Origin of the sequence: Clostridium pasteurianum DSM 525 = ATCC 6013 (assembly GCF_000807255.1) — a bacterium.
Taxonomy (GTDB): domain Bacteria; phylum Bacillota; class Clostridia; order Clostridiales; family Clostridiaceae; genus Clostridium_I; species Clostridium_I pasteurianum.
This window is the reverse complement of the sequence record NZ_CP009268.1, coordinates 381,825-394,176: the sequence shown is the minus strand read 5'-3', so window position 1 is coordinate 394,176 and position 12,352 is coordinate 381,825. Positions and strand designations below refer to the sequence as shown.

The window sequence follows — 12,352 nt, the reverse complement described above, 5'->3', positions numbered from 1 at the left end:
TTTTCTATTTTAATTATAAAATAATTCCTAAGCTTAACATACATTTACTTTTCAAGTCAAAGATCAGCCATTAAATATCTCTATAAAACAAAATAGATACAGAAATTTTTCCACAATTCAACGTAAGAAATTTTTCTGCATCTATAAAACATTTTATTAATTCCATTTTTCTGCCCATTTCTGAATTTCATTCATAACAGGTTCCAATTCTTTCCCCTTTTCTGAAAGCTCATATTCTATACGAACGGGAGTTTCTGGATAAACTCTTCTAATTATTATACCCTCTTTTTCTAATTCCTTAAATCTTTCTGTGAGCATTCGAGCACTCATATTAGGAATAGTTTCTGCTACATCAGAAAATCTCTTCTGTCCGCTCAGTAGAGTTCTTATAATTAGTCCAGTCCATCTTTTCCCTAATAATTCAAAAGCATTTTCAAATTTGGGGCACATATGGTATTTTTCCATAAAATCACCTCCCCATTATCATTTTATCATATTAGCTTCAAAAAAGTAAGTATGTTATTATATTACACCAATCCATGCAATTAATAACATACTCAATTGATTACTTTTCTTCTTACATTTAAAAATAATTCAACAATACATAATTAGCTATAATGTATTAATATTTAGAGAACATACTTATTTTCTAGATCTTCTAAAATTTTTATATAACTCTTCTGAGTTTGCTTTTTCTCAGCATCCTTTTCAAATATTTCACACTGTTCATTTATTTCTTTAATAGTATCTTCACTTAGTTTACGTTTTGCAAAAGTATAAGCTACATTGTCCTCTTTTTCGATATGTCTTTGTAAAAGATGAGTATAGGATACAGCATTTGCTATAACATCTACCTTTGCCTCTTCATCCCCTTCTTTTACCTTTGTTAAAGCCTCTTCCATCTCTCTAATAAAAAGTCTTCCCATATCATGTTCTGCAAGCATTCCATACTTTACAAGAGGTTCTGCTACCCCTCCAATTTCATCTATCATGCGATTGAAGAGCATTTTTTCTTCTTTTCCATGATGATGTGCATCCGCATAATTCCTTATAAAAGAAATCATTTTATTAAAATCATCATAGTCAATTTCACCTGTATTCATCACCTTAACACTGGCTTTTCTTACAACCAAAAGCATTCTCTTAATATTCTTGTGTTCTTCTATCATTAAATTAATAGCATCCATAATTCTACCCCCTTGTTATTTTACTGTTTCCATTTTCGCTGCGAATATAAGAATATTCAGTTATATCTAAGAATCCCTTTATCCATGCATTTCTCAAGATGTAAAAATTATTTACATCTCCCTTAACCTTATCCCAGTGCTGTTTATGAATACATCTTGTAGTTTCCCAAGAGAACTCATTTTCCGATTCAAATATAGGTTTATTAATCATGTCACAAGGCATGCCTTCCAACATATAAGTAAATATAATATCAAACAAATCTTTTGGCAAAAAGTTTTCTGTATCAATGGATTTCATAATCTTTTTACCATTCTCATAGTATATTTTAGAAATATCATCAATATTTATAGAATACTTATTTATTAATTCTGTAACAATTGCTGCAGTTCTATTTTCTACACTTTGTATTTTCTCTTGAAGCCAGCCATGTATATTCCCTTGGTCAATGACCTCTTCCAGCGCCCTTCTCTCTGGATAACCATATTCCTCGTAAACTCTATTTTCTATATCCTTAACAGGAATATTTTTACCCTCTGCAAAATTTAATATACCTTCTAGTAAATCCTCATTTAACTGTATTTTATTATATAGTAGATAATGTATTTTTCCTAAAAATGCACTCATTCTTATTACCTCCAAATTATTTTTATTATTTAAATTCTTTTAATTTTTTTCGTAAATTAATTTAAAAATATGATAATTTCTTACTAAAATTTCATCTATGAAGATTTTCATTCACAGATATTATCAGGTTACAAACATTATTATATAGAGTTTTTATTTAGCAGTCAGTAACCTCTGTTACTAACGGTATAATATTTAATTTCAATTATAGATACATAACTTGAACTAAGTAAGATTTATTGATATCAAATTACTCAGTCTATTCACGAGTATCAACATTTAACTATTAATTTGAATATCTATACTTTATTAAATATTTATATCTCAATAATTACAAATCCATAGTTCCTTTTGCTAAGTAAATGTAATATTGACATTAAAATATTTAAATGCTATGATCTTATCAAACACTGTTCAATAAATAAACATAATTCAAAAGAGGCTATAATATGGGAATAAAAGAACGAAAAGAGCGTGAAAAAAATACACATAGAGAACTTATTCTAATCAGTGCTGATAAAATTATAAAAGGGGAAGGTTTAGATAAATTATCTATAAGAAAAATTGCTTCAGACATAGAATATTCTCCAGCAATTATATATCATTATTTTCATGATAAAGAAGAAATTATAAACACCATCATAAAAAGAAATTATGAAAAAATAATAAGAACATTATCATCTTTACAAGTTTCAGAATATAAACCTGAAGATAAAATCAAGTATTCTCTAGAAAAATATATACAATTAGCTTTAGAAATGCCCGAAGAATACAAAACTATACTTCTCAATAACTCAACAGAAGTACTTAAACATACATCACTACTTTTTGAAGGTGCTTCTGTAAAAAGAAAAGCTTTAAATATACTATATGAATCCTTAAAAGAAATCTATATGGATAAAAGTTTGGGGGATAATTTTATTGAGTTGACTGCTCAAATAATATGGACATCTACCTTTGGACTTATTTTAAAACTGATAATTGAAAAAGATATTCCTTCAGAGCAAAGAAAGTTACTTATCCACCACCATATAAGCCTTATGGTGGAAGGCATAATATTGAGAAAAACCATTAACTAGTTATATAAAATCTATATTCAGTAAATTAAGTATATCCAATACTTTGCTGCATTACTTACTTAATTCAGGTGGGGATTCTTTTACCCCATCTGAATTTTAGAACTGCAAATGCATGGCTTACTTGGCGTCGAACTCCCACTTGAAGAAAAGTAGAGAACCCAAATTTTAATTTGGTGCGAGGACTGTACAGAGTGCAAGCAGACAAAACAAAATTTATTTTGTATTTGGTGTGAATCGCTGTACAGAGTGTAAGCAGAGAACCAAAATCTTTTTTTGATTTTATGTGAGGGCTGTACAGAGTGCGTGGGATACTTACGCCAAGTTAGTCAGATTAAATATAATTAATTATGTAAATGGAGGAAATTTATTATGAAGTATAAACAAATTATCACTATACTGGTTATTTTCACCGCCATTTTATCCTTGTTTGCTTCTACCTTCGGCGTATTCTCAACTGGAGGCATTGGTCAGCATGATATCACCTCCATATATGGGAACAGAGTATCCATATATGGAAAGGGACTATACCAAAATGATTCAATTTCAGTTGCTTCACAGGGTATAGCGCAAGACATAATTACAATGATTTTAGGAATTCCTCTATTAACAGCATCACTTTATCTTTCAAGAAAAGGTTTGTTGAAAGGTAAATTACTTCTTTCAGGAACTTTAGCATACTTTTTATATACTTATACGTCTTATTCCTTTCTTTGGATGTATAATTCATTATTTTTAATTTATGTAATGCTTATGTCTATAAGTTTTTTTGCCTTCTTACTTACTATGATGTCCTTTGACATAGAAAGCTTACCACTTCATTTCAATAAAAAGTTTCCAGTAAAATTTTTAGGATCACTCTTCATCTTTATTGGAATATCCATTGGACTAATGTGGATTGGAAGAATTATTCCACCTCTTATAACTCATAGCATTCCCCCTAGTTTAGAACACTATACAACTTTGCCAATTCAAGCATTAGACCTTGGCTTTATAGTTCCATTGGCATTCTTAACTGGAATACTTATAATAAAGAAAAAACCTTTTGGATATCTACTATCTTCCATAATAACAACTAAAGGAATAACCATGCTCACCTCAATTACAGCAATGATAATTGGACAAATTTCATTAGGAGTAAAAGTTAGTTCCATAGAGTTAATTATATTTCCCGCATTTAATCTGATAATAATATATTGTTTATTTTTGGTCATGAAAAATGTAAAGGAGATAGTAAAATGACCTATAAAAAATTATTTAAACTTCTCATTATCAGCCTCATAAGTATGCTGATTAGAATTCTATTTCAATTGATTATACCCTTATCAGAACAATCCATATTTAAGCCAAGTATATTTGTCCAAAGTTATCCATGTCCCTATCAGACTTTATAACCTGCTTAATATACGTTGTGAGTATAGGTCTGGTAACCATAATATAAATATTAAAGAAAACAGGGAGTGAATAAAAATGAAAACACTTATAGTATATGCAACAAAACATGGTTTTTCCGAAAAGTGCAGCAAACTTTTAAAAGATAAGTTTTCTGGAGAAGTAGTTGCTATAAATATAAAAAAAGATACAATTCCAAATCTATCTTCTTTTGATAATATTATCATTGGCGGCTCTATTTACATGGGAAAAATTCAAAAGGAAATAATTAAATTTTGTACAGAGAATCTTAATATACTGAAAAATAAGAAAATAGGACTTTTTATTTGCGGCATGCAAAAAGATAATATAGAAACTACCCTAAGCAACTCTTTTCCTGTAGATTTATTATATCATGCTTCCATTAAAGAATACTTTGGAGGTGAATTTATATTAAAAAATATGAATGTTACGGAAAGGTTTATAGTAAAAATGGTAGCTAAAATAAAAGAAGATGTTTCTAGTATTTCTGAGGAAAATATTAATAAATTTACAAAGATAATGAATGGACTTTAAGTAATTTAAATATCAGCACAGATTTTCTATTCTCTTTAGTTTAAGTTGGTTTTTTAAACTTTAAGTTATTCACAATTGAAAAAAAGTTCAAATATCAAAGTTCAAAGAACAAATACGGAAGAAAAATATCCTTCACTATCCACTTTCCACTGACAACTATCCACTTATTAGGTGAATTCACTACTAGCACTTTTCTAAATCTGATATTTGTTCTTTGAACTTTATACTTTAATTTTAATGTTTGTTTCGTCTTTTCCCACTAAAGTGTAACATTAAATGAATTTCTTTTCCCCTCAATAAGCAGCTTTATATCCTTTGCCAACTGCACTGAAGCTTCAATTTCAACTTTTCTTATGGACAAGCTCTCAATATTACATCCAATAGGTATACCCTTGTCTAATGCAAATTCTAACAATTCTTCAAATATACTTTTAGACAAGTCAATTGATTTATCCAATATATCCTTAGAATGGATTAAATCATTCTCCAGCCACTTTGGCATATTTATACCCAGCCACTTCATGAATTCTAAAGTCTTCAAAGAACCACACGGTGCAAGAGTAAATAATATAGGAACCATTTCTATATTATTTTCCTGACAGTAGTAAAAATAATCTGAAAGCAAATTTTTCGAAGCCTCCACATTATAAATCACCTGTGACACAAAAAATTTACATCCCTTATTCATTTTACTAATAAGTCTAATATGCTCGTCACCATTCTGAGTATGCCTCTCTGGTATTACAACCCCTCCTAAAGTTAAATTATCTTTCAATATTTCTCCTATATTATAGGCATCTGACAGTTTTAATTTAACCTTCTGTTCTTTAGAGGAAGCTCCCACAAATACTGAAAATTTATCCTTTTGTATTCCTGAATTCACAGAATCTTTTAGTTCTCTCTCATCATATTTACCAACACAACGATATATAATCTTTTCCACATTTAGATCCTGCATATATTCATTACCATATACTGCCGGATCTATGGTTTCAAAAAATGGAAATGGCCTTTCATCCTTTAATCTATCTGCTTCATCCTGTATATCATATATAATTAACCCGTCAATATCTATATTTTTTATTCTCTCCATATGTTTTTGCGAAATTTCAATAATTTTTTCTTCTGAATTTACTTTTCTTGGTGGAGTTATAGCATAAGTTATTATTCCTGTATCCCTATTTAATACTTTATTTCTTAACATAAATTTCTCCTTATCAATACATTTAAAAAATACTTATAAAGTAACTGTCAATAATATAATATTATCATAAACTCTTATGAAAACAAATCATAGAAAAGCAGAGATCTTACTTCTCTGAATTTCTTATGGCTTCCAAAATAGCTTCATTCTTATTTTTGAAATTCAATTACTTGATAACTAATTTTAGTGTGAATTAAATATAACATGACACTGATACTCTAGGGTAACTCCAAAAAACTATTGCCTGTTATAGTTAATTGCTATAGCAGGCGATTTATTCACAGTTTATATGCTAAAAGGATAAAATAAAATTAATTGTTAGCATCTATTATTTCTCTTAACCTAATATTTTGATTAATAAATCTAGCGGTACTTTTCTCTCCTTTTATCCTTATTGCCTTCTGTGGGCAATGGTTAATACAAGCTAAACATTGTTGACAGTTGTCTTTAAAAACAGGCTTATTATGCACCTGTATATTATCTACAGGACAAACTTTTTCACATATCTTACAACTATTACAATTATCCCCTATAGAAAACTTCTTTTCAAATTGACTTTTTTTACTTAGATTTTTTATCAAAAATCTAATAGAATTCCTAATGATAGAATGTTTATTAATATACTCTCTTTTAAATTGAATATCCCAAATTATTTTTTGAAGATTTTCTTCTATATTCTTCTTTGGTTCTTTTTCCATCTCCTTATTAATATCAAACATAGGAAGATAGTTGTCCACCATAAGTATTTCATTAATATAAGAAAATTCAATTCCATTCCTTTTCCCAATTTCTAAAAGATGTCTTGTTGCTGCACCAGAAAATCCTCCATAAGATGCTACTGCAAAAATATACTTACTTTTTAACTTTGCTTTATTTAGAAATTCTTCAACAATTTTGGGAATACCAAGAAAATAAACCGGAAATACTATACCAATTTTTTCATCTTCAAATTCAAATTGCCTTTCTTTCATTAATTTAGGAATAGAGTAATACTCATTTCCAATTCTCTTTGCCAAATATAAATTATTTCCCGTTGCTGTGAAATACAATATTTTCATTTTTATTTCCTGCTTTCTTTTTTAATTTAAATACATGATATATCATCTATTTTTATAAATCAATAAAAATAATTTGACATTTAAATAATAAATACTATTATTATTAATAATGCTATATAGAAAAATATACTTTTATATTTACAGTAAATGATTAGTCATGTATTTATTATATTTAAAAGAAATATATTTATGAATGAAATTAGCTTAGAAAATGGTAAATTAAAAGTTTCAAAAAAATATATAATTACGATTGATGAAATCTGATTAATATATTATTATCAAAACAATTAGAACAGTTTTTATTATACTAGAAGTTTGAACTGAAGGAGTGAAATAATGAATATAATAGAAGAACTACGTTATTTAATTGTTTGCGTTAATAAAGAAGGAACAAAGAAATTGGCTGAAATATTAAAACCATTAAATATTACTCCCAATCAAAGCGAAGTATTAATGGTTTTATCTAAAAATGAACCCCTATCCCTTAAGGAATTAGGAGAACTTCTGATTTGTGAGAGTAAAAGTCCAAGCCGCTTAGTACAAAGACTTGTAAATAATGGTCTTGTCTATAAAAGTAAGTCAATTAATGATAATCGTAAATCTGTTTTACATTTGACACAAGAAGGACGCAAACTCATTCCATTAATAATGGAAAAAGAAATAATTTTTAATCAAATACTATCTGACTCCATTTCAAATAAAATTGATATTAGCATATTAAATGATATTTTACACACTCAAATTAAAAATACAGGCAGTGAAAAAAAGATAAAAATTCGAAAATATATGTAGAAAAAATAAATTCAGACTGAAACTATTTATAGTCTGAATTTTTAATATCTTATTTATTACATAGTCTTATTTTGTACTGTAAACAGATACTTTTATAATTTCATTAATTGCCTTTCCAAGTCTTTTAATCCCCTCTTCAATCATATTTTCATCTGAATTTGTATAATTAAGCCTTAATGTATTCATACCAGTTTTGTTGATATAAAACGGATCACCAGGTACAAAAGCAACATTCTCTTCAATTGCAGTATTGAATAAATCTAAAGATGAAACTCCATCTGGAAGAGTAATCCACAGGAACATACCCCCTTCTGGTTTTGTACTCTTTACTTGCTCTGGAAAATATTTTTCAATCATTTCTACCATACAATCTCTTTGATTCTTATAAAGCCTTTTTATCTTCTTTATATGCTCATCCAAATCATTATCCATTAAAAACTGGTATACCACTCTCTGAGCATAATAGTTGCTGTGAAGATCTGCAGCCTGCTTTGCAACCAATAATTTCTCCATCATTTCTCCTTTGGCACAAATCCAGCCTAATCTCATGGCAGGAGCTACTATCTTTGAAAAAGATCCTAACATAATTGAATTATCTTTAAGTTTAGACCTTATAGGAGGTAGATCTTCTCCCATAAATCTTATTTCACCATAAGGATCATCCTCTATTAGAACTGTATCACGCTCTTTTAAAATATCTGCTATTTTTTCTCTGTTTTCTGCTGAATATGTAATTCCTGAAGGGTTTTGAAAATTTGGAACTGTATAAAACAGCTTAGGATTACACTGATCTAAAGTTTTCCTCAGGGCAGCTGTATCAACTCCTTCGTCATTTAAAGGTACTGAATTAAAAACCGGTTCAAAAATTGAGAAAGCCTGTATAGCCCCCAAATACCCAGGACGTTCAATTAAAATATTGTCATTTTTATTAAGAAGTACTTTTCCTATTAGATCAAGCCCTTGCTGTGATCCATTAGTTATAAGTATCTCGTTTGCATGAACCTTTAACCCAAATCTCTTATAATATCTCTCAGCAATATATTCCCTTAGAGGGAGATATCCTTCTGTTGTACTGTATTGAAGTACAGAATTCCCATTTTCACTTAATACCTTCTCAGAAGCCTCTTTAACTTCTTTAATTGGAAAGGATAGAGGATTGGGAAGTCCCCCTGCAAAGGATATTACATCAGGATTTTCTGTTACCTTTAAAATCTCTCTTATAAATGACTTTTGAACCTTATTCATTCTATCAGCAAATACTATACTCATAAATAATTCACCGCTTTCTTAAAATTTTTATCATAAAAATAAAAACCCTTCGTCCTTAAACATTTAAGGACGAAGGGTTATATCTCCGTGGTACCACCTAATTTTGTACATATGTACACACTCTATATAGTACAGGCAAATTAGCCGATACTACTTCCCTTTTAACAGTGGGAAACTCCGTTAAAACCTACTTGCATAAAGCTTTCAGTCTAAAGCTCCGCGGCTACCTTCATTACATCAATCATGGGAAATTTCCACCAGCATTCCCTCTCTTTATTTCAACAATATAATTACTCTTCCGCATCAATGCCTTTAATTTTACTTATATTGTATTTATAATATCAACTTTATATATTAATGTCAATATGGAATTTTTGCATAGGTTCATAAAATTGACTTTATAATATAGATTATATTATGATTATAGAAAAGTATATAAACATACATTTATCAGCTATATTATAATCTAAACATTAAGGATAAAACAGCCGGATTGATATTATGTAGAAAGGATTTTAATGATGCATAGAAAAGACCTAAAAGAAGGAGTTAAACATGGAAATATAAGCTTTCCTTTAGCCTGTTATAAATGGAATTGTAACAAAGAATTTTTGGTTAAATTACATTGGCATGATGAGGCAGAATTAGTGTTCTTTCAAAAAGGGCAGTTCTTTGTAAACATTAATATGAAAGAATATAAAATTACTGCTCCTGCATTTATGTTTATTAATTCTGGAGATATTCACTCTATTATTAGTGGAGAAAACTGCCAGGAAACCGCTGTAGTCTTTAATCTAAACATGCTTAGTTTTGAGCATTTTGATGGGATCCAATACCATATTATAAGACCACTAATTGAAAAAAAGATACAGTTCCCTCAATTTATATTATCAAAGGATGATATATTAACAGATATAAAAAAGATATATATGAAAATAATAAAAGAATCAAAACACAGTAAATTAAGTTCCTTCCTTCTGGTAAAATCATATATTTATCAGTTGATTGCCCTTTTATATGAAAGTAAAAAATTTTGTTATTTTGATGATGTTAAAGAAGAAGATAACTACAAGATAGCAAATATCAAAAAAATTCTCAGCTATATTCAACATAATTTCAGTAAAAAAATATCTACTAATGATATGGCAAAACTACTTGGAATGAATCCACAATATTTTTGCCGATATTTTAAAAAGCTCGCAGGCAAAACCTCCACTGAATATATAAATGAAATCAGAATTGAAAAAGCTTCAGAACTTTTATCTGAAACAGAAAGAAAAATCCTCGATATTGCCCTATCCTGTGGATATGACAATATAGGATATTTTATTAAACGTTTTAAAGAAATAAAGTATATAACTCCATCAGAATATAGAAACCAAATAAAAAAGTCAAAATAGTATAATATTTTATCAAAATTGAAGAAGAAATAACCTTTTCATATATATATAATGTAATTATATTCATATTGGAGGGGAGTTTTTATGAAAAATAAATGGTGGCACAATAAAGTGGCGTATCAAATTTATCCAAAGAGTTTTAAGGATACAAATGGCGATGGAATAGGTGATATTAGGGGTATTATTGAAAAATTAGATTATCTGAATGATTTGGGCATTGATATCATCTGGATTTGTCCTATATATAAATCTCCTTTTGTAGATCAAGGATATGATATATCAGATTATTACAGTATTGCTCCTGAATTTGGAACCATGGAAGAATTTGATACACTTCTTGAAGAAGCAAAGAAAAGAAATATGTATATTGTAATGGATTTAGTCATTAATCACTGTTCTGATCAGCATGAATGGTTTCAAAAGGCATTAGCTGAACCTGAAGGTGAATATGCGGATTATTTCTATTTTATAAAAGGCAAAAATGGAAATCCTCCAAGTAATTACCGCTCCTACTTTGGCGGAAGCGTATGGGAACCAGTAAAAGATACAGACAAATATTATCTTCACATGTTTGCAAAAGAACAGCCGGATTTAAACTGGAATAATCCTAAGGTAAAAGAGGAACTATTTAAAATGATCAACTGGTGGCTGCAAAAAGGTGTGGCAGGTTTTCGTATTGATGCTATTATCAACATTAAGAAAAATTTAGAATTTCCAAGTTATCCTCCTGATGGAGAAGACGGTCTTGTACGTGTAACAAAAATGGTGGAGGAAGTAGATGGAGTTGGTGAAATGCTTCAAGAACTAAAACATGAAACTTTCGATAAATTTCAAGCTTTTACTGTAGCAGAAGTGTTCAATATGAAAGAGGATGAATTAGCTAAATTTATTGGAGATAATGGTCATTTTTCTACAATGTTTGATTTTTCTGCACACATTCTTACAGATGGTAAAAATGGCTGGTATGATTCTAAACCACTAGACTTTTGTGAATGGAGAAATGTTACGTTTCAGTCACAGCAGCAATGTCAGGGTATAGGATTTTTAGCTAATATTATTGAAAACCATGACGAGCCAAGAGGTGCTTGTACTTATCTTCCTGATTATGCACAAAATGATGCTGGAATAAAGATGCTTGCAACTACTAGTATTTTATTACGTGGAATTCCTTTTATTTATCAAGGTCAGGAAATCGGCATGAGGAATTGCAAAATGAAAAGCATTGATGAATATGATGATATTAGTACAAAAGACCAGTATAAAAAAGCTTTAGATGCAGACCTCAGTATTGAAGAAGCCTTAAATGCATGTTATGCACACAGCAGAGATAATGCAAGAACCCCAATGCAGTGGAGCAGCAAGGACAATGCTGGATTTACAGAGGGTAATCCTTGGATTAAAGTCAATCCAAATTATTCTGATATTAACGTAGAATCTCAGTTAAAAGATGAAAAGTCAGTATTAAGGTACTATCAAAAGCTTATTTCTTTAAGAAAATCAGAAAAATACGGAGAAATTTTTACTTATGGAGATTTCATTCCTGCATATTTAGATCATGAAAAAATATATGCCTATTACAGACAATTAGGAAATCAGAAGATACTAATAGCTGCTAATTTTAGTCAAAATGGAATAGCATTGAAAATGGAACATACTAAAACTGAAGTACTATTGTCCAATATGGATATTGCTGAACCTATTGGTAAAACACTTACTTTGGAATCATGCCAGGCAGTAGTTTTACAGGTTGACTAATAACAAAGCATAATGTTATTGAAGAATATATAAACTTTA

Annotated in this window: 12 protein-coding genes and 1 other annotated feature; of the genes, 6 read left to right on the top strand and 6 right to left on the bottom strand. The window is 29.1% G+C overall.

The window, feature by feature from the left end; genetic code table 11:
* Positions 1-156: 156 nt before the first annotated feature.
* The 3 genes from CLPA_RS01775 to CLPA_RS01765 form a co-directional block, all read right to left on the bottom strand.
* On the bottom strand, positions 157-465 hold the full coding sequence (locus CLPA_RS01775; RefSeq protein ID WP_003440999.1) for a winged helix-turn-helix transcriptional regulator: 309 nt from the start codon (positions 463-465) through the stop codon (positions 157-159).
* Positions 466-629: 164 nt separating this feature from the next.
* Complete coding sequence (locus CLPA_RS01770) at positions 630-1,187, bottom strand: hemerythrin domain-containing protein (RefSeq protein WP_003440996.1); 558 nt, start codon at positions 1,185-1,187, stop codon at positions 630-632.
* A 4-nt stretch (positions 1,188-1,191) separates the two neighbouring features.
* Entirely contained in the window at positions 1,192-1,812 is a 621-nt protein-coding gene (locus CLPA_RS01765; RefSeq protein ID WP_003440993.1) for a hypothetical protein, read from the bottom strand.
* A gap of 449 nt (positions 1,813-2,261) precedes the next feature.
* Between CLPA_RS01765 and CLPA_RS01760 the strand changes: the two genes are divergently transcribed.
* The 3 genes from CLPA_RS01760 to CLPA_RS01750 all read left to right on the top strand — a co-directional run bounded on the left by CLPA_RS01760 (position 2,262) and on the right by CLPA_RS01750 (position 4,835).
* A complete protein-coding gene (locus tag CLPA_RS01760) occupies positions 2,262-2,891 on the top strand; it encodes a TetR/AcrR family transcriptional regulator (protein WP_003440991.1) in 630 nt (209 codons plus the stop codon).
* Positions 2,892-3,260: 369 nt separating this feature from the next.
* Positions 3,261-4,130 carry a hypothetical protein gene (locus tag CLPA_RS01755; protein WP_080751503.1) on the top strand — a complete coding sequence of 290 codons (870 nt, stop codon included), beginning with the start codon at positions 3,261-3,263 and terminating at the stop codon, positions 4,128-4,130.
* A 228-nt stretch (positions 4,131-4,358) separates the two neighbouring features.
* Entirely contained in the window at positions 4,359-4,835 is a 477-nt protein-coding gene (locus CLPA_RS01750) for a flavodoxin domain-containing protein (RefSeq protein ID WP_003440988.1), read from the top strand.
* A 259-nt stretch (positions 4,836-5,094) separates the two neighbouring features.
* Here CLPA_RS01750 and CLPA_RS01745 read toward each other — a convergent pair whose 3' ends face one another.
* Together CLPA_RS01745 and CLPA_RS01740 are read right to left on the bottom strand one after the other, a co-directional pair.
* Positions 5,095-6,039 (bottom strand): methylenetetrahydrofolate reductase, encoded by a 945-nt coding sequence (locus tag CLPA_RS01745; protein WP_003440975.1) that lies wholly within the window; start codon positions 6,037-6,039, stop codon positions 5,095-5,097.
* A gap of 311 nt (positions 6,040-6,350) precedes the next feature.
* Positions 6,351-7,097, bottom strand: coding sequence for an EFR1 family ferrodoxin (locus tag CLPA_RS01740; protein WP_003440973.1), 747 nt, complete (start codon positions 7,095-7,097; stop codon positions 6,351-6,353).
* A gap of 336 nt (positions 7,098-7,433) precedes the next feature.
* Between CLPA_RS01740 and CLPA_RS01735 the strand changes: the two genes are divergently transcribed.
* Positions 7,434-7,889: a MarR family winged helix-turn-helix transcriptional regulator gene (locus tag CLPA_RS01735; protein WP_003440971.1), complete on the top strand. Its 456-nt coding sequence runs from the start codon at positions 7,434-7,436 to the stop codon at positions 7,887-7,889.
* 66 nt (positions 7,890-7,955) lie between these two features.
* Here the strand turns inward: CLPA_RS01735 and CLPA_RS01730 are convergent, their stop codons facing one another.
* Positions 7,956-9,158 (bottom strand): aminotransferase-like domain-containing protein, encoded by a 1,203-nt coding sequence (locus tag CLPA_RS01730; RefSeq protein ID WP_003440968.1) that lies wholly within the window; start codon positions 9,156-9,158, stop codon positions 7,956-7,958.
* Positions 9,159-9,220: 62 nt separating this feature from the next.
* Positions 9,221-9,474, bottom strand: a binding site (T-box leader).
* Between the two features lie 202 nt (positions 9,475-9,676).
* Here CLPA_RS01730 and CLPA_RS01725 point away from each other — a divergent pair.
* A complete protein-coding gene (locus CLPA_RS01725; RefSeq protein ID WP_143756627.1) occupies positions 9,677-10,558 on the top strand; it encodes an AraC family transcriptional regulator in 882 nt (293 codons plus the stop codon).
* Between the two features lie 84 nt (positions 10,559-10,642).
* On the top strand, positions 10,643-12,313 hold the full coding sequence (locus CLPA_RS01720) for a glycoside hydrolase family 13 protein (RefSeq protein WP_003440962.1): 1,671 nt from the start codon (positions 10,643-10,645) through the stop codon (positions 12,311-12,313).
* Positions 12,314-12,352 lie beyond the last annotated feature (39 nt).

Bases quoted from the DNA above. Each gene is read 5' to 3' on its own strand.
- CLPA_RS01725 (WP_143756627.1), top strand. From the start codon at position 9,677: ATGATGCATAGAAAAGACCTAAAAGAAGGAGTTAAACATGGAAATATA.
- CLPA_RS01720 (WP_003440962.1), top strand. From the start codon at position 10,643: ATGAAAAATAAATGGTGGCACAATAAAGTGGCGTATCAAATTTATCCA.
- CLPA_RS01730 (WP_003440968.1), bottom strand. From the start codon at position 9,158: ATGAGTATAGTATTTGCTGATAGAATGAATAAGGTTCAAAAGTCATTT.
- CLPA_RS01770 (WP_003440996.1), bottom strand. From the start codon at position 1,187: ATGGATGCTATTAATTTAATGATAGAAGAACACAAGAATATTAAGAGA.
- CLPA_RS01740 (WP_003440973.1), bottom strand. From the start codon at position 7,097: ATGAAAATATTGTATTTCACAGCAACGGGAAATAATTTATATTTGGCA.
- CLPA_RS01750 (WP_003440988.1), top strand. From the start codon at position 4,359: ATGAAAACACTTATAGTATATGCAACAAAACATGGTTTTTCCGAAAAG.
- CLPA_RS01745 (WP_003440975.1), bottom strand. From the start codon at position 6,039: ATGTTAAGAAATAAAGTATTAAATAGGGATACAGGAATAATAACTTAT.
- CLPA_RS01760 (WP_003440991.1), top strand. From the start codon at position 2,262: ATGGGAATAAAAGAACGAAAAGAGCGTGAAAAAAATACACATAGAGAA.
- CLPA_RS01755 (WP_080751503.1), top strand. From the start codon at position 3,261: ATGAAGTATAAACAAATTATCACTATACTGGTTATTTTCACCGCCATT.
- CLPA_RS01735 (WP_003440971.1), top strand. From the start codon at position 7,434: ATGAATATAATAGAAGAACTACGTTATTTAATTGTTTGCGTTAATAAA.
- CLPA_RS01775 (WP_003440999.1), bottom strand. From the start codon at position 465: ATGGAAAAATACCATATGTGCCCCAAATTTGAAAATGCTTTTGAATTA.
- CLPA_RS01765 (WP_003440993.1), bottom strand. From the start codon at position 1,812: ATGAGTGCATTTTTAGGAAAAATACATTATCTACTATATAATAAAATA.